The organism is Paenibacillus athensensis, from assembly GCF_004514475.2.
In the GTDB taxonomy this organism is placed as follows: Bacteria; Bacillota; Bacilli; order Paenibacillales; family NBRC-103111; genus Paenibacillus_AL; species Paenibacillus_AL athensensis.
Genome location: NZ_MYFO02000021.1, coordinates 1 through 16,462, shown reverse-complemented (window position 1 = coordinate 16,462; position 16,462 = coordinate 1). Strand labels below are relative to the sequence as shown.

Here is a 16,462-nt window from a genome sequence, read left to right as displayed (position 1 = left end):
GGTGTACAGATAGACGACCGGGCTGATTTGAAGCCCCCCACAGGAGGTAACATCGATGGAAGCTCTCGCGCTGGAGAGAAAAGCGGAGCAGAACCGCGAGTTGAAAGAGCGAATCCTGCAGTTGAAGAAGGAACGCAACGCGATTATATTAGCTCATTATTATCAACGCGATGAAGTTCAGGAAGTGGCCGATTTTCGCGGGGATTCCTTTTTGCTTGCCCAGAAAGCAGCCGAGACGGACGCCGATGTCATCGTGTTTTGCGGCGTGCATTTTATGGGCGAAAGCGCCAAGATTCTGGCGCCGAATAAGCGGGTTATCATACCGGATGAGCGGGCCGGCTGTCCGATGGCCGACATGGTCAACGTCGAAGGTCTGCGCGCGCTGAAGCGTCAGCATCCGAATGCGAAGGTTGTCGCCTATATTAACACGTCCGCCGATGTGAAGTCGGAAACCGATATTTGCTGTACGTCGGCTAATGCGGTGAAGGTGATTAATGCCGTCGATTCCGACGAGGTTATCTGGGTACCGGATAAAAATTTGGGCGACTATGTATCAAAATTCACAAGCAAGAAAGTGATTATCTGGGAAGGCTATTGCAATACGCACGATATGCTGACCGTGAAGGACGTAGAGGAAATGCGTGCCATGTATCCGAACGCGCAGTTCGTCGTTCACCCGGAATGCCGGCCTGAGGTGGTGAAGCTGGGCGACTTCGTCGGCAGCACGACGGCCATCATCAAATATTGCAAAGAGTCCGACTGCCAAGAGTTTATCGTCGGTACCGAGGATGGCACAGGCTATCAGCTGAGGCTGGACAGTCCGCACAAGCAATTCCATTTTGCGACCAAATACCTGGTATGCCCGAATATGAAAGTGAACAACTTGAAAAAAATTGCTCGCTGTCTGGAGACGATGCAGCCGGAAATTTTCGTGCCGCAGGATGTCGCCGACAAAGCCCGCTTATCCTTAGAGCGCATGCTGCAGGTGAAGTAGCATGCGCTACTCCTTTGTAAAGATCAGGTGAAACATCATGATTCCTAGATACCTCGTCGACATTGACCTGGATTCCATTCCCCACATTCGCACAGATGTGATCGTGATCGGAGCCGGAATCGCCGGGCTGTTCACCTCGATCCGGGCTAGCGAAACCAAAAAAGTGCTAATGATCACGAAAAAATCGCTGCTCGACAGCAATACCCGTTACGCGCAGGGCGGCATCGCCGCCGTTATTTCCGACGAGGATTCGCCCGAATACCACATGCAGGACACGCTGATCGCGGGAGCGGGGCTCTGTTCGCCGGAAGCCGTTGACGTGCTCGTCCATGAAGGGCCGGACGGCGTCAACGATCTGATCCGGATGGGGACGCAATTCGATCAAGAAAACGGCCAATTTGCCTTAACCAAGGAAGGCGCGCACAGCCAGCGCCGGATTCTCCATGCGCAAGGCGACGCAACCGGAGCGGAAATCGTCCGGGCGTTATCGGAACGGACCAAGCAGGACCCGAACATCGAGATATGGGATGATCATTTCGTCATCGATCTTGTGACGCAGGACGGAGAATGCTTCGGCGCGCTCGTGCAGAAGCCGGACGGACAGCGGGTGTTTGTGCAGGGAGACGCCACGATTCTGTGCTCGGGGGGAGCCGGACAGCTGTTCCGCTATACGACCAATCCCGATATCGCCACTGGAGACGGCATTGCGATCGCTTATCGGGCCGGGGCAGATATTCAAGATGTGGAATTTATTCAGTTTCATCCCACAGCGCTTTGCTACCCGGGGGCTCCGCGCTTTCTGATTTCTGAAGCGGTGCGCGGCGAAGGCGCGTATTTGCGCAACATCAACGGCGAACGTTTTATGGAAAAATACCACCCGCAGCTGGAGCTGGCACCGCGCGATGTCGTGGCGCGGGCAATCGTCAGCGAGATGGAAAATACCAAATCGACGTTTGTCTATATCGATATCACGCACGAAACGGAAGAGCTGATCAAGCATCGCTTTCCGACGATCTATGAATATTGCCTGACCTATGGTCTCGATCTGACAACCGACTGGGTGCCTGTCGCTCCCGCGGCCCATTATATGATGGGCGGGGTCAAAACCGACCTGCACGGGGAAACGGTCGTACACCGCTTGTTCGCATGCGGCGAGGTTTCGTCGACCGGCGTTCACGGCGCCAACCGACTGGCCAGCAATTCGCTGTCGGAAGCGATTGTCTTCGGCCGGCGCATCATTGAGCGCATCCGTGAGCTGCCGCCGCTGACCGGCGCCCCGCAGATGCGGGCGGACAAGCCGCGGACCGAAACGGCGATGCAAGCCGTCGTTGAGAAAAAGCTGAAGCTGCAGCGCACGATGCTGCGTTATGTGGGCTTGAAGCGCTCGGCGAAGGGATTGGAGAAGGGCTACGAGGAATTGGCCCGCCAGCTGCCGTTTTTTGATGCAAACATGACCAAACGGGAAGAATACGAATTTGCCAACCTGCTGACCTGCGCGCTGTTGACGACAACGGCGGCGCTGCGGCGCGAGGAGAGCCGCGGCGGCCATTACCGCGAGGATTTCCCGGAGCGTCACGACGAGGATTGGGTCAAGCATATTGTTTTCCGCCGCGGGGAAGACAAGGTGGAGGAGAGGATACATCATGTTTGAATGGAATGAGGAGTTGCTGCGCCAGAGTATCCGGCAGTGGCTTCAAGAGGATATAGGAACCGGCGATGTGACAACAATGACCACGATCCCTTTGGAGCGCCGCTCCAAAGGGATTATCCACGTCAAGGAGGACGGGCTTGTTGCGGGCTTGCCGGTAGCGCGCGCCGTATTCGCCGAGGTGGATTCCGGTTTGCATTTTGAACCGAAGGTAGCAGAAGGAGCGTCTGTTAAGAAAGGGACCGTATTGGCTGAAGTAGAGGGCAGCATCCGCAGCATCCTGCTGGGGGAGCGACTTGCCTTGAACCTGATGCAGCGAATGTCCGGCATTGCCACGCGCACCCGGCAATACGTCGACGCATTGGATGGGCTGCCGACGCGGCTGGTAGATACGCGCAAGACAACGCCAGGCCACCGCTTGCTGGAGAAATATGCAGTGCGCGTCGGCGGCGGTCACAATCATCGCTTCGGATTATACGATGCTGTCATGATCAAGGATAATCACATCAAAGGCGCCGGCGGTATTCGTGCCGCGGTGCAAGCTGCGCGGGCCCATATCCCGCATACGATGAAGATCGAGGTCGAGGTTGAGGGCTTTGAACAACTGGACGAGGCGCTGGAGGCCGGGGCCGACATTATTATGCTCGACAATATGACGCCTGTGGACATGAAGGAAGCGGTAGCCATCATCAAAAACCGTGCGCCGCATATTGTCATAGAGGGCTCGGGTTCCGTGCGTCTGGACACGATCCGCGAAATGGCTGCGACGGGAGTCGACGTCATTTCCGTCGGCCGCTTGACCTATTCGGTAAACGCGCTGGATATCAGTCTGGACCTCAACGAGCGGAAGGGGGCCGTCGAGTGATACTGGTTGTCGATGTAGGCAATACCAATATCGTGCTTGGCTTGTACGAACAACGCACGCTGCTGCATCATTGGCGGATCAGCACGAACCGCTCGGCGACGGTTGACGAATACGGCATGCTGTTCCACAACCTTTTTCAGCATTCGGGTATCGCCTTTTCGCAGGTCGAGGGCGTGATCATTTCTTCCGTTGTGCCGCCGCTGATGTTTGTCATGGAAAACTTATGTTTACAATATTTAAAGAGAACGCCGTTTATCGTCGGGCCCGGCATCAAAACCGGATTGAACGTGCGCGTCGACAACCCGAAGGAGGTTGGCGCAGACCGGATCGTCAATGCTGTTGCGGCATTGGAGCTGTACGGCGCCCCTTGTATTATTGTGGATTTCGGCACGGCCACGACCTACGACTATATTGATGCCTCCCAGCAACTGGTAGGCTGCGCGATTGCGCCGGGTATCGGCATTTCTACGGAGGCTTTGTATCAGAAAGCCGCCAAGCTGCCGCGGATCGAACTGGTCAAGCCCAAAAGCGTCGTCGGTCGCAACACCGTAGCGGCGATGCAGGCGGGGATCATTTTCGGCTATGTGGCACAGGTCGACGGGATCGTGGAGCGTGTTAAACAGGAATTCAACGTTACCCCGACAGTGATTGCGACGGGCGGACTGTCGGAGCTGATCGCCAGTGAGTCGCGCACGATTCAAGTGGTCAATCCGCTACTGACGCTGCAAGGCTTGCAAATCATTTATGAAAAGAATGTCTGAACGCCAAGGATAGAGAAGAGGATCGCCATATGAACGATTATTTGATTCGCGGAACCGCGATGGAAGGTCGCGTACGCGTGCTGGGCGTCAGCTCGACGGGGCTGACAGGGGAGTTGCACCGGCGTCATGGTACGACCCCGACGGCGATTGCAGCGCTCGGGCGGTCTGCTGCCGCCGCGCTTATGATGGGCGCGATGCTCAAGGGCGAAGAGAAGCTGACCGTACAAATCAAGGGCGGCGGCCCGATTGGCCAAATCGTCGTTGACGCCAACGCCAAAGGCCAGGTGCGCGGCTATGTCGACAATCCGGGCGTCGATTTGCCCCTGAACGCTCGCGGCAAGCTGGACGTGGCCGGAGCTGTCGGTACGGAAGGCTTTTTAAACATTATCAAGGACTTGGGGCTGAAGGACCCGTATCGCGGCAGTGTGCCGATCATTTCTGGAGAATTAGCCGAGGATTTCACCTACTATTTTGCCAAATCGGAGCAGACGCCGTCTGTTGTGGCGCTTGGCGTGCTGGTCGATCTGGATTATACGATCAAAGCTGCAGGGGGGATCGTCATTCAGGTGCTGCCGGGCCTGAGCGATGCTGAAATTACCCAGATTGAAAGCATGGTCTCATATCTGGCGTCGATTACTTCGCTGCTGGGAAGCGGGCAGACGCTGGAGGAGATCATACGGCATGTTCTGCCGGCCGTGCAGATTATGGAACGCACGCCCGTCGAATTTCGCTGCAAATGCAGCCGCGAGCGCGTCGAGCAAACGCTGTTCAGCCTGGATAAAACCGAGCTGCGCGACATGCTGGCCGAGGACGGCCACGCCGAAGTGGTCTGCCATTTCTGCAATGAAACGTATCGGTTTGACGGCGACGATCTGCAGCAAATGATTGAATCTTGATTGCGGTGAAAAAGGAGTCGGGGATGGGGAACGTAAAGCGATTATGGGGCGTTATTGTCGTTATGGCCATCTGCATCGCGGCGCTTGCCTCTTGGCTGGTCATGCGGCCCACAACCGGGCCCGGAGCTTCGGCTTCGCCGACGCCGTCCTCGCAACCGTCCGCGCAGCCGGAGCATCCGCCGGTGGCCGCGACCATTGGCGGTAAGCCGATCCTGCTCACGGAGCTGGAGGAGGCGCTGGAGCGCCAGTACGGAACGGAGCTGCTGAACCAGCTCTTGGACCGTGCGGCCCTGCGCTTGGAAGCGGCGGAAACGGCAACGACCGTGCCCGATGCCGACATCCAGCGCGAGCTCAAGCGCATGCAGCTTGGCTACGAGAGCGAGGAGCAGTTCTACAGCTCCATGAAGGATCAGCTGAATATGACCAGAGACCAGCTGAAAGAGGATGTGTACTACAAGCTGCTGCTGGAAAAGCTGGCGACGCGCGGCGTGAAAATTACGGATGCCGAGGTCGACAATTACATACAGAGCCATCAAGATGAATTTCGTACGATCAAGGAATACAATCTTGCACAAGTCATTCTCCCTACAAAAGAGCAGGCGGAAAAAGCACTGGCCGCGTTGGCCAAGGGCGAAAGCTTTGCCATCGTCGCCCGCGACCGCTCGCTGGATGATGCGACGGCGAACAGCGGCGGCGACTTGGGCTGGATTGAAGAAGACGATCCATTCGTCGAGGAGCCGATACTGACGGCGGCCAAACAGCTCAAGCCCGGCGAGGTCAGCCAGCCGGTTCAGGTGCTGCAGGGCTATGCGATCGTCAAGCTGAAGGGGCGGCGGGACAAAGCGAATCCGGAGCAGCCGTACATACGCGACAATGTCCGCAAGGAGCTTGCTTTGCAGCAGGCACCTCCGCTAAAGGATTACGTCGCCGGACTGCGCGAGAAGTGGAACGCGAAGATCGAGGACGCAAGATTCAAGTAGAGGCGGTCGGCTTATTTTAGCATTGACAACCAGTACCGGCATTGATAAGATAGAGCTAATAAAGCCGACTAAATTGCTCGGAAATTATATTGGCATAATCAGGAGGGAATCGCAATGGCTAAATTAGTGCAAAGCGTTACTCAATTAATCGGAGATACGCCGCTTGTTCGTTTGAATCGCGTTGTGCCGGAAGGCAGCGCTGAAGTGTACGTCAAGCTGGAATTCCAGAACCCGGGAGCAAGCGTGAAGGACCGCATCGCGATCAGCATGGTGGAAGTGGCTGAGCAGGAAGGCATTCTGAAGCCTGGCGACACGATCATTGAACCTACCAGCGGCAACACAGGTATCGGCCTGGCGATGGTTGCTGCAGCAAAGGGCTATAAAGCGATTCTGGTTATGCCGGAAACGATGAGCTTGGAGCGCCGCAATCTGCTGCGCGCTTATGGTGCTCAGCTGGTGCTGACGCCGGGCGCTGAAGGTATGAAGGGCGCAATTCGCCGCGCGGAAGAAATTCAAGCGGAGAATCCTTCTTATTTTATGCCACAGCAATTTAAAAATCAGGCAAACGTGAAGGTTCACCGTGAAACGACGGGTCCTGAAATCGTTGAAGCGATCAACGGCCACGACGGCAAGCTGGACGCCTTCATTGCCGGTATCGGTACGGGCGGAACGATTACAGGCGCCGGTGGCGTATTGAAAGAAAGCTTCCCAGGCATCAAAATTTACGCGGTTGAGCCTGCCGCTTCCCCGATCTTGTCCGGCGGAAAGCCAGGCCCGCACAAAATCCAGGGCATCGGCGCCGGCTTCGTACCGGATATCCTCGATACCAACGTATATGACGGGGTCATTACGGTAGAGAACGATGACGCGTTCGAAACTTCCCGACGTGTGGCGAAGGAAGAAGGCATTCTCGGCGGTATTTCCTCCGGTGCTGCGATTTTCGCCGCTCTGCAGGTTGCCAAAGAACTGGGCGCAGGCAAGCGCGTAGTCGCTGTTATTCCAAGCAACGGCGAACGTTACCTGAGCACGCCGCTGTATCAATTCGAAGACCAATAAGTCGCTGCTTGGCGGCGCAATCGGCTCCCGGCCTGCCGGGGGCTTTTTATTTGCCTGTCTTTGGAGTATACTAATGGACAATCCAATGCAGGCATTGGGCACAGGACTGCTGCAGTCGGAACCGTCGTCGGACGGCTCACACACGCAGCAGCGGCGGCGAGGAGGGACAACGGTGATTCTCACAACATGGGAGCAGTGGCGAAGCTGGTCCTCCGGATATTCCATGCTTCCGTACATCATCAGGCTGGGGCTGGCTGACGATCGAGTCGCAACCTGGCGTAAAGCTTGGGAGCACGCGGCTGAGAATGCCTTTGTGCTGGAAAGCGGCAAGGGCGGCCGTTATACGTATTTCGGCTTGCAGCCGATCAGCGTGATCCAAGGGACAGGGCTGCAGGCGCAAATTTCCGAACGTTCGGATAGGTGGCAGGCATCGGCGGAGAGGACGAGTCTTTCTCAGGATGAGCACACGAACGGAGCCGTGCGCTGCGTTGAGGGCAAGCCGCTGGAGCTAGTGAAGGAATGGATGGCTGCGTATACGGCGCCCCGCGTGCCGGGCGGTCCCAAGTTTACGGGCGGCTGCGTCGGGTTCTGGGGTTATGACGTTGTCCGCACCATTGAGCGCTTGCCCCAGCAGGCGGCGGCAGACCTGCCGATTCCCGACTACAGTTTTGCCATGTATGATCGCGTATGGATCATTGATCATCAGGAGCAATATATGTATGTGGCGGTCCATACGCCGCTGCGGACAGTTGCAGGTCGGGCGCGTGGCGCGGATGCAAGCGGAGCGACCTGCGCAGCCGGGGAATCATTTGACGACGAAATGTTGAAAAAGCTCTACGAGCAGGCACATGCCCGGGCCGAGGATATGCTGCGTGTATGGCACGACATTCGTTCACCGCAGTGTCAGAGCCCGGCCGATGCATCTGCGCAAGGGGCTCCGCTTGCGCCGGACAAGCTGCATATTGATGTTGAAGCGCTGGAAGGCATTGAGCCGGCTTTTCGCAAAGAGGATTTCATTCGCGCGGTGGAGCGCATTCAAACGTACATCGGCCAAGGGGATGTGTTCCAGGTCAATTTATCGGTTCGGCAGAGCCGCAAGCTGCATGCCGCTCCGGAGGATATTTACGAATCGCTGCGGCGCGTGAATCCGTCGCCGTATATGGGGCTGCTGCGCTTCGCGGATTTTTCGCTGGTATCCGGTTCTCCGGAGCTGCTGGTGCAGCTGGAGAACGGCGTGCTGCGGACTCGGCCGATTGCCGGCACGCGACCGCGCGGTCGCGATGCGCAAGAAGACGCTCGTCTGGCGGGGGAGCTGATTCATAACGAGAAGGAGCGGGCCGAGCATGTGATGCTGGTCGATCTGGAACGGAACGACCTGGGGCGCATTTCGCGTTATGGCAGCGTGAAAGTGCAGGATTTTATGGTCATCGAGTATTATTCCCATGTCATGCATATCGTGTCCGAGGTGGTCGGCGAACTGGCGGACGGCAAAGATGCCTACGACGTGATTGCAGCTACGTTTCCCGGAGGAACGATTACCGGCGCGCCCAAGATTCGGACTATGGAAATCATTGAAGAGCTTGAGCCTGTCCGGCGGGGGCCGTACACCGGCTCAATGGGATGGATTGACTATAACGGCGATATGGAATTTAATATTATTATACGTACGCTGGTTGCGGTTGAGGGGATGGGGCATATCCAGGCAGGGGCTGGCATCGTGATCGATTCCGTTCCGGAGCGCGAATATGTCGAATCGCTGAATAAAGCCAAGGCGATGTGGAAAGCCATAGAGTTAAGCGAACGAAGCATGAGCAGAGCATAGGCCCTGACGGGCAAGATGAAGGAGGAGCTTAGCATGATTTTAGTTATCGACAATTACGATTCGTTTACTTACAATTTGGTGCAGTATTTGGGGGAAATCGGCCAGCAGGTGGAGGTTCGCCGCAATGACGAGATTGATTTGGCCGGCATCGAGGCGCTCGCCCCGGACCATATCCTGATTTCGCCGGGACCTTGTACCCCGAACGAAGCGGGTATCAGCTTGGCGCTGATTGAGCATTTTAAAGGCAAAATTCCGATTTTCGGTGTATGCTTGGGCCATCAGGCTATTGGACAGGCATTTGGCGGCGATGTAATTCGCGCCGAGCGGCTGATGCACGGCAAAACCTCGCCGATTTATCACGACGGCCGCACGTTGTTTGAAGGCCTGCCGTCGCCGTTCACGGCAACGCGTTACCATTCGCTGATCGTACGCGCCGAAACGCTGCCGGATTGTCTCGAAGTCAGCGCACGTACCGCAGAAGGCGAGATTATGGCGCTGCGCCACAAAGAATACGCCATTGAAGGCGTGCAATTCCACCCGGAATCCATCATTACCGATCATGGCCATCAAATGCTGCGCAATTTCATTAACCGTACCGTCGTTCATGGTGCCTGAGCCATGATCATTCGTATGAACGGTCATTTATGTGAAGAAGAGCAAGCCGTGATCTCCGTCTATGATCACGGCTTTCTCTATGGCCTCGGCCTGTTCGAAACGTTCCGCACCTACGGGGGCGAACCGTTCCTGTTGGCCGAGCACCTGAACAGGCTCGCGGCCGGCTGCCGCGAGCTGGCCATCGCGTTCGAGCCGGACCTCGAACGCGTAACTGCGGAAGTAGCCGAATTATTGCGCGTCAACGCGCTGGAGGACGGCTACTTCCGCTACAGCGTGTCCGCAGGCGCAGACACGCTGGGCCTGCCCGTCGGCGTGTATACGCAGCCGACGGAAGTGCTCTACGTCAAGGCGCTGCCGCCCCGTGACGTGAGCATTTACACCGGCGGCCGGTCGCTGCAGCTGCTCAAGCTGCCGCGCAATACGCCGGAGGGGCTGTACAGACTCAAATCGTTCCATTATATGAACAATATATTGGCCAAGCGCGAGCTGCAAGGCTACGCGTGGGCGCAAGGCGCCGAAGGGCTGCTGCTGACGGAGGACGGCTATTTGGCCGAGGGCGTCGTCAGCAATCTGTTTTTCGTCAAAGACGGCGTCTTGTACACGCCATCGCTCGAAACTGGCATCCTGCCGGGCATTACGCGCGCCGAGACGATGCGTTTGGCCGAGCAGCTGGCGCTGACGGTCCATGAGGGGCTGTACGTCTGGGAGGACCTGACCGGCGCTGACGAAGCGTTTCTCACCAATTCGATACAGGAAATCGTGCCGGTCACCAAGGCGTACATGCCCAGCGGCGAAGCTTTGCGCATCGGTTCCGGCCAGCCGGGCGTGTGGACGCGCAAGCTGATGGATGCCTATCTGCAAGCAACCGGAACCTCAGCGCCGCGTGCGGAAGGAGAAGCGCCATGAACGCTTTACAATGCCGAGGCTATGAGCTGCCGCTGAACGAACGGACGCTGATTATGGGCATTTTGAACGTGACGCCCGACTCGTTCTCGGACGGCGGCGATTTCGTCACCGTCGACACAGCGCTGCGCCGCGCCCGCCAAATGGCGGCCGAAGGCGCCGACATCATCGATATCGGCGGCGAATCGACGCGTCCGGGCTCGGCCCCGGTGCCGCTGGCTGAGGAGTTGCAGCGCGTGATTCCCGTCGTACGCGCGCTGAGCGCCGAAATTCCGCTGCCGATATCCATCGACACCTATAAGGCTGAGGTGGCGCGTCAGGCGTTGGAAGCGGGCGCGCACATCATCAACGACGTCTGGGGCGGCAAGGCCGACCCGCAGATGGCTGCGGTGGCCGCAGCATACGACTGCCCGTTCATTTTGATGCACAATCGTACCGAGATGAACTATAGCGACTTTCTGCCCGATGTGCTAAACGATCTGCAAGCCAGCATTCAGCTCGCGCTTGCCGCCGGCGTCCGTCCCGAGCGGATCGTGCTCGATCCGGGCATCGGCTTCGCCAAAACCTATGAGCATAATCTGTGGCTCATGAAGCGGCTGAGCGCCATCGTCGAGCTGGGGTATCCCGTTTTGCTCGGCACGTCGCGCAAAAGCATGATCCGCAGCACGCTGCAGCTGCCGGCCGACGACGTCGTCGAAGGCACCGCCGCTACAGTGGCGCTCGGCATCGCGCAGGGCTGCTCCATCGTGCGCATACACGATGTGCAGGCTATGAAACGGGTAGCGGTGATGACAGACGCCATCATGCGCACATAATGGAGGGAGCAACAAAGCCGATGGATAAAATCATCCTGTCCCGCATGCAATTTTTTGGCCGGCACGGCGTATTTGCCGAAGAGAACAAGCTGGGCCAACGTTTTTATGTGGATGTCGAGCTGTACGTACCGTTGGAGCGGGCCGGCCAAACCGACGATCTCGAAGCTACCGTCAATTACGCTGACGTCTTTTTTCGCGTGAAGCATCTGGTCGAAGAGCGCACCTTCCGTCTCATTGAAGCACTGGCGGAAAATATTGCATCTGACCTTCTACATACTTATACTAGTATCATTGAAGTTACGGTTCGCGTCATCAAGCCGCATCCGCCATTTCCGGTTCATTTTGACGGCGTAACGGTAGAAATCAACCGAAAGCGGGCGGCGTTATGACAGCTGACATCAACAGATCACCTGAGCAAGTAACGGCCTATGTCGCGCTCGGCTCCAATATTGGAGACCGGGAAGCGTATTTGCGGCAGGCGATTGACGCACTGAGTCGGCGGGACGGCATCGAAGTGGCCGCTTTGTCCGCAATGTATGAAACCGAACCTGTCGGATACGTCGATCAGGCGGCATTTCTCAATATGGTCATTGAGCTGAGCACCTCCCTCCCGCCGGAGCAGCTGCTGCTGGCGATGCAGGGCATCGAGAGCAGTCTCGGCAGAACGCGCGACGTGCACTGGGGGCCGCGAACCGTGGACCTGGATTTGCTATTGTATGGCGATATACAGCTGACCGCCCCCGACTTGATCATTCCGCACCCGCGGATGCAGGAGCGGGCTTTTGTGTTAATTCCGTTGGCTGATGTGCTGCAGCAGCGGCAGGCCGGCTTGCTTGCATCGATTACAGAACAGTTGGAGAGACTGGAAGGAAAGGAAGGCGTTACCCTATGGAAAAAAGTTCAGTAGCGCAGCGCATACGCGCATTTCGCAAATTAAAAGGCTACACGCAAAATGAATTAGCCGAGCTGCTCGGCGTATCGATCGCCATTCTCGGAGCCATTGAGCGCGGCACGCGCAAGCCCGATAGCAAAATCATTCAAAAAATCTCGCAAGTGCTCAATATCGAGCCGGAAGAGCTGCTGGCAGCAGCGCGATAACAGGGAGGGAAAGCGCCATGCTCAAAATAGGAAATGTCGAAGCTCCGAACAAAGTGGTGCTGGCTCCGATGGCTGGCGTCTGCAACCCTGCCTTTCGTCTGATTGCCAAGGAATTCGGCTGCGGCCTCGTCTGCGCCGAGATGGTCAGCGACAAAGCGATTGTCCACGGCAACGCCCGCACGATGGAGATGCTGTATGTAGATGAACGCGAAAAGCCGCTCAGCCTGCAAATTTTCGGCGGCGACACGGAAACGCTTGTCCAAGCGGCGAAAGTCGTCGATCAATATACGAACGCCGATATTATCGATATCAATATGGGCTGCCCCGTGCCCAAAATCACCAAATGCGACGCCGGCGCCCGCTGGCTGCTGCAGCCCGATAAAATCGAAGAGATGATCGCCACCGTGGTGGCGGCCGTCAGCAAGCCCGTCACGGTCAAAATGCGCATTGGCTGGGATGCCGAGCATATCTACGCCATTGAGAACGCCAAAGCCGTCGAGCGCGGGGGCGGCAGCGCCGTCAGCGTGCACGGCCGTACCCGCGAGCAGATGTACACCGGCAAGGCTGACTGGGACATCATCCGTGAAGTCAAGCAAGCCGTGTCCATTCCCGTCATCGGCAACGGCGACGTCGTGACGCCTGAAGACGCTCAGCGGATGATCGATCATACCGGCGTGGACGGCGTGATGATCGGGCGCGGCGCGCTGGGCAATCCCTGGATGCTGTATCGCACCGTGCAATACTTGACTAACGGCGAGCTGCCTCCCGAGCCGATGCCGGAGGAGAAGATTCGGATCGCCATTTTGCATATGGACCGGCTGATTGCGCTCAAGGGCGAGCATGTCGCTGTGAAGGAAATGCGCAAGCACATGGCCTGGTATCTGAAAGGTTTGACCGGAGCGGCCCGCGTCAAGGATGCGATTATGGAGCTGACTGCACGCGATGATATGGTGCGTATATTGAACGAATACGTCGACCGTCAGCAGTATGACGCCGCCGGTAGCGACGGCGAAGCGTCCGCTGTCCTTAACTGAATCCCGCCGGTTGGCTTAGATTGACATTTACAAACGGTTGCAATATAATCAGTCAATATTAAGTGCAACATGGTAGGGAATCCCCGTATATACTGGCGTAACTTGCTTACGAAGGAAGAGTGTCATCATAAGGCACGGAGCTAATATATTAACTAATAGTGAATTCATACTACTTGAATCAATTCGTTAACGACTATCTTACGAGCCGGAATTTATGATTCAACAGATATGAAAATCTTTCACACGACGGGAGATCAGTTGGGAATGAGTGAAAAAGAAGTCATTCTTACACAGGACGGCTTGAAGAAGCTGGAAGAAGAGCTTGAGAATCTGAAATCGGTAAAGCGTCGTGAAGTCGCGGAACGAATCAAAGTGGCGATTGGCTATGGCGATATTAGCGAGAACTCGGAATACGAAGACGCCAAGAACGAGCAGGCCTTTATTGAAGGCCGGATTTTAACGTTGGAAAAAATGCTGCGCAATGCGCGGATTATTAATAATGACGATGTAGACATCAACACCGTAAGCGTCGGCTCGATCGTAACGCTCAAGGATTTGGAATTTGACGAGCTGGTGGAGTATAACATCGTCGGCACGGCCGAATCCGATCCGTTTCAGAACAAGATTTCCAATGAAAGTCCGGTTGGCAAAGCGATTTTGGGCAAGCAAAAAAATGCCGTTGTCGAAGTGAACGTGCCGGCAGGCGTCATCAGATACCAAATTATCGATATCAAAAAGTAACGAGCAGCCGTTTTCTTTATGGAAAGCTTCCTTACGGAAGCTTTTTTTCCGATTTCGGCCTGTTTCGCGACGATACTGCCATTTTGCAGGCAACCAAATTCTAGTAGGAGTTGAACCCATGAGTCAGGAACAGGAGTTAAACGAATTGCTGCAGATTCGCCGGAACAAGCTGGACGAGCTGCGCAAGCTGGGCATCGATCCGTTCGGCAGCAAATACGTCAGAACGCATACGGCCAAAGGCATTTTGGAAGCACACGAAGCCCAATCCAAGGAAGAGCTTGACGCGGAAGCCGTTGAGGTCAGCATCGCCGGACGAATCATGCAAAAAAGAGGCATGGGCAAAGCCGGCTTCGCCCATTTGCAGGACATTACGGGCAAAATCCAGATTTACGTTCGGGAAGACGCCGTCGGCGAAACGAAATATCAGGCTTTTGACATGCTGGACCTGGGCGACATGGTCGGTGTAAAAGGCGTCGTATTCAAAACGAAAACCGGAGAGACCTCGGTGAAGGTCAAATCGCTGGAAGTGCTGAGCAAATCGCTGATTCCATTGCCGGAGAAATTCCACGGCCTGAAGGATGTTGAGCTGCGCTACCGCCAGCGGTACGTGGACCTGATTATGAATCAGGACGTCCAGGAAACGTTTATTTTGCGTTCGCGAATTATTCAGTCGATGCGCCGTTATCTGGATTCGCGGGGATACCTGGAGGTTGAGACGCCTACGCTGCATGCGATTGCCGGCGGAGCGTCTGCGCGTCCGTTCATTACGCATCATAATGCGCTGGACATGCAGCTGTATATGCGTATTGCCATTGAGCTGCACTTGAAGCGTCTGATTGTGGGCGGATTGGAGAAGGTGTATGAAATTGGCCGCGTCTATCGGAACGAGGGGATTTCCACACGCCATAATCCAGAGTTCACCATGATCGAGCTGTATGAGGCATACGCCGACTACAAGGACATCATGCAGCTGACAGAGGAACTGATTGCCCACATCGCGCAAGAGGTGTTGGGAACGACGACAATTCAGTACCAGAGCCACGAGGTGAATTTGGCTGTTGGCTGGCGGCGCGTATCGATGGTTGATGCGATCAAGGAAGTCAAAGGTGTCGATTTCAGTGTGCAGATGTCCGACGAAGAAGCGCATCGTCTGGCCAAGGAGCATCGTGTGCCGGTCGAGCCGCATATGACCTTTGGGCATATTGTCAACCAATTTTTCGAAACATTTGTCGAGGAGACGCTCATTCAGCCTACGTTCATTTACGGCCATCCGCTGGAAATTTCGCCGCTTGCGAAGAAAAATCCCGAGGACCCGCGTTTTACCGACCGTTTTGAGCTGTTTATCGTGGCGCGCGAGCATGCCAATGCGTTTACCGAGCTGAACGATCCGATCGATCAGCGCGAGCGTTTTGAAGCGCAACTGCGCGAGAAGGAACAAGGCAATGACGAAGCCCACGAAATGGATGACGATTTCATTCGCGCGCTTGAATATGGTATGCCGCCAACGGGCGGACTTGGCATCGGCATCGACCGTCTGGTCATGCTGCTCACGAACGCGCCGTCCATTCGTGATGTGTTGTTGTTCCCGCTGATGCGTGAACGTCAAGGCGAATAAATGACCCCTCGGGGCCCGTGGCAGCAGCGACTGCCGGGGCTCCGATTTTTTTTGTAAAAATAACTTGCATCTTTATTGCGGTCTGTGGTATCTTATAAAAGTCGCCGCTAAAAAGCGACAGCAACGGAGCGGAAAAATGAGCCGACAAGTGAAAAATGAAGGCGAAAAACTTCCGGTTGCAAAACGAAATTGAATGTGGTACATTAGATTCTGCTGTCGCAAGATGGCGAAGAAGATGAACCGAAAATTGCTCTTTGAAAACTGAACAACGAGTGAAGAAGCACAACGGTCGCGCAAGCGGCCACAACAAGAGATTGCAAAATCTCGCTAGCAGTAAATTTTGAGCAATTGAGCTTAACAATAACGGACAAGCAATTGTCCACACCTTATTGGAGAGTTTGATCCTGGCTCAGGACGAACGCTGGCGGCGTGCCTAATACATGCAAGTCGAGCGGATTCTTTCCTTCGGGAAAGGGTTAGCGGCGGACGGGTGAGTAACACGTAGGCAACCTGCCCTTGAGATCGGGATAACTATCGGAAACGATAGCTAAGACCGGATAGCTGGTCTCTCCGCATGGAGAGATCATGAAACACGGAGCAATCTGTGGCTTGAGGATGG

17 protein-coding genes and 1 rRNA gene are annotated in these 16,462 nt (G+C 55.9%); all 18 read left to right on the top strand.

What is annotated here, in order from left to right; translation table 11 throughout:
• The first annotated feature begins 55 nt into the window (after positions 1 to 55).
• Complete coding sequence (gene nadA, locus B5M42_RS23995; protein ID WP_134755829.1) at positions 56 to 994, top strand: quinolinate synthase NadA; 939 nt, start codon at positions 56 to 58, stop codon at positions 992 to 994.
• Positions 995 to 1,031: 37 nt separating this feature from the next.
• Entirely contained in the window at positions 1,032 to 2,645 is a 1,614-nt protein-coding gene (gene nadB / locus B5M42_RS23990) for an L-aspartate oxidase (RefSeq protein WP_134755827.1), read from the top strand.
• A complete protein-coding gene (gene nadC / locus B5M42_RS23985; RefSeq protein ID WP_134755825.1) occupies positions 2,638 to 3,507 on the top strand; it encodes a carboxylating nicotinate-nucleotide diphosphorylase in 870 nt (289 codons plus the stop codon). Before nadB ends, nadC begins: the two co-directional genes overlap by 8 nt.
• The gene (locus B5M42_RS23980; protein WP_134755823.1) at positions 3,504 to 4,268 is read left to right on the top strand and encodes a type III pantothenate kinase; all 765 of its coding nucleotides are present in this window, start codon (positions 3,504 to 3,506) and stop codon (positions 4,266 to 4,268) included. The genes nadC and B5M42_RS23980 overlap by 4 nt, the downstream gene beginning before the upstream one ends.
• 29 nt (positions 4,269 to 4,297) lie before the next feature.
• Positions 4,298 to 5,164, top strand: coding sequence for an Hsp33 family molecular chaperone HslO (gene hslO, locus B5M42_RS23975; protein WP_134755821.1), 867 nt, complete (start codon positions 4,298 to 4,300; stop codon positions 5,162 to 5,164).
• Positions 5,165 to 5,187: 23 nt separating this feature from the next.
• Positions 5,188 to 6,144, top strand: coding sequence for a peptidylprolyl isomerase (locus tag B5M42_RS23970; protein ID WP_134755819.1), 957 nt, complete (start codon positions 5,188 to 5,190; stop codon positions 6,142 to 6,144).
• A 114-nt stretch (positions 6,145 to 6,258) separates the two neighbouring features.
• Positions 6,259 to 7,200, top strand: a complete 942-nt coding sequence (gene cysK / locus B5M42_RS23965) for a cysteine synthase A (RefSeq protein ID WP_134755817.1) — start codon at positions 6,259 to 6,261, stop codon at positions 7,198 to 7,200.
• Positions 7,201 to 7,372: 172 nt separating this feature from the next.
• A complete protein-coding gene (locus B5M42_RS23960) occupies positions 7,373 to 9,022 on the top strand; it encodes an anthranilate synthase component I family protein (RefSeq protein WP_407946145.1) in 1,650 nt (549 codons plus the stop codon).
• A gap of 33 nt (positions 9,023 to 9,055) precedes the next feature.
• Complete coding sequence (gene pabA, locus B5M42_RS23955; protein WP_134755815.1) at positions 9,056 to 9,637, top strand: aminodeoxychorismate/anthranilate synthase component II; 582 nt, start codon at positions 9,056 to 9,058, stop codon at positions 9,635 to 9,637.
• A 3-nt stretch (positions 9,638 to 9,640) separates the two neighbouring features.
• The gene (gene pabC / locus B5M42_RS23950) at positions 9,641 to 10,543 is read left to right on the top strand and encodes an aminodeoxychorismate lyase (protein ID WP_134755813.1); all 903 of its coding nucleotides are present in this window, start codon (positions 9,641 to 9,643) and stop codon (positions 10,541 to 10,543) included.
• Complete coding sequence (gene folP, locus B5M42_RS23945) at positions 10,540 to 11,355, top strand: dihydropteroate synthase (RefSeq protein ID WP_134755811.1); 816 nt, start codon at positions 10,540 to 10,542, stop codon at positions 11,353 to 11,355. The genes pabC and folP overlap by 4 nt, the downstream gene beginning before the upstream one ends.
• A gap of 20 nt (positions 11,356 to 11,375) precedes the next feature.
• Entirely contained in the window at positions 11,376 to 11,744 is a 369-nt protein-coding gene (folB, locus tag B5M42_RS23940; protein WP_134755809.1) for a dihydroneopterin aldolase, read from the top strand.
• Positions 11,741 to 12,262, top strand: coding sequence for a 2-amino-4-hydroxy-6-hydroxymethyldihydropteridine diphosphokinase (gene folK, locus B5M42_RS23935; protein ID WP_134755807.1), 522 nt, complete (start codon positions 11,741 to 11,743; stop codon positions 12,260 to 12,262). The genes folB and folK overlap by 4 nt, the downstream gene beginning before the upstream one ends.
• Positions 12,244 to 12,453 carry a helix-turn-helix domain-containing protein gene (locus B5M42_RS23930; RefSeq protein ID WP_134755805.1) on the top strand — a complete coding sequence of 70 codons (210 nt, stop codon included), beginning with the start codon at positions 12,244 to 12,246 and terminating at the stop codon, positions 12,451 to 12,453. The genes folK and B5M42_RS23930 overlap by 19 nt, the downstream gene beginning before the upstream one ends.
• 17 nt (positions 12,454 to 12,470) lie before the next feature.
• The gene (dusB, locus tag B5M42_RS23925; RefSeq protein ID WP_134755803.1) at positions 12,471 to 13,487 is read left to right on the top strand and encodes a tRNA dihydrouridine synthase DusB; all 1,017 of its coding nucleotides are present in this window, start codon (positions 12,471 to 12,473) and stop codon (positions 13,485 to 13,487) included.
• A gap of 264 nt (positions 13,488 to 13,751) precedes the next feature.
• Positions 13,752 to 14,228, top strand: coding sequence for a transcription elongation factor GreA (gene greA, locus B5M42_RS23920; RefSeq protein WP_134755801.1), 477 nt, complete (start codon positions 13,752 to 13,754; stop codon positions 14,226 to 14,228).
• 118 nt (positions 14,229 to 14,346) lie between these two features.
• Positions 14,347 to 15,843, top strand: a complete 1,497-nt coding sequence (gene lysS, locus B5M42_RS23915) for a lysine--tRNA ligase (RefSeq protein WP_134755799.1) — start codon at positions 14,347 to 14,349, stop codon at positions 15,841 to 15,843.
• Between the two features lie 386 nt (positions 15,844 to 16,229).
• Positions 16,230 to 16,462: ribosomal RNA gene (locus tag B5M42_RS23910) — 16S ribosomal RNA — on the top strand; the annotation flags it as partial.

Excerpts from the sequence above, each read along its gene's own strand:
- lysS (WP_134755799.1), top strand. The coding sequence starts at position 14,347 with ATGAGTCAGGAACAGGAGTTAAACGAATTGCTGCAGATTCGCCGGAAC.
- cysK (WP_134755817.1), top strand. The coding sequence starts at position 6,259 with ATGGCTAAATTAGTGCAAAGCGTTACTCAATTAATCGGAGATACGCCG.
- greA (WP_134755801.1), top strand. The coding sequence starts at position 13,752 with ATGAGTGAAAAAGAAGTCATTCTTACACAGGACGGCTTGAAGAAGCTG.
- nadA (WP_134755829.1), top strand. The coding sequence starts at position 56 with ATGGAAGCTCTCGCGCTGGAGAGAAAAGCGGAGCAGAACCGCGAGTTG.
- folB (WP_134755809.1), top strand. The coding sequence starts at position 11,376 with ATGGATAAAATCATCCTGTCCCGCATGCAATTTTTTGGCCGGCACGGC.
- pabA (WP_134755815.1), top strand. The coding sequence starts at position 9,056 with ATGATTTTAGTTATCGACAATTACGATTCGTTTACTTACAATTTGGTG.
- hslO (WP_134755821.1), top strand. The coding sequence starts at position 4,298 with ATGAACGATTATTTGATTCGCGGAACCGCGATGGAAGGTCGCGTACGC.
- folK (WP_134755807.1), top strand. The coding sequence starts at position 11,741 with ATGACAGCTGACATCAACAGATCACCTGAGCAAGTAACGGCCTATGTC.
- B5M42_RS23970 (WP_134755819.1), top strand. The coding sequence starts at position 5,188 with ATGGGGAACGTAAAGCGATTATGGGGCGTTATTGTCGTTATGGCCATC.
- dusB (WP_134755803.1), top strand. The coding sequence starts at position 12,471 with ATGCTCAAAATAGGAAATGTCGAAGCTCCGAACAAAGTGGTGCTGGCT.
- folP (WP_134755811.1), top strand. The coding sequence starts at position 10,540 with ATGAACGCTTTACAATGCCGAGGCTATGAGCTGCCGCTGAACGAACGG.
- pabC (WP_134755813.1), top strand. The coding sequence starts at position 9,641 with ATGATCATTCGTATGAACGGTCATTTATGTGAAGAAGAGCAAGCCGTG.
- B5M42_RS23930 (WP_134755805.1), top strand. The coding sequence starts at position 12,244 with ATGGAAAAAAGTTCAGTAGCGCAGCGCATACGCGCATTTCGCAAATTA.
- nadC (WP_134755825.1), top strand. The coding sequence starts at position 2,638 with ATGTTTGAATGGAATGAGGAGTTGCTGCGCCAGAGTATCCGGCAGTGG.
- nadB (WP_134755827.1), top strand. The coding sequence starts at position 1,032 with ATGATTCCTAGATACCTCGTCGACATTGACCTGGATTCCATTCCCCAC.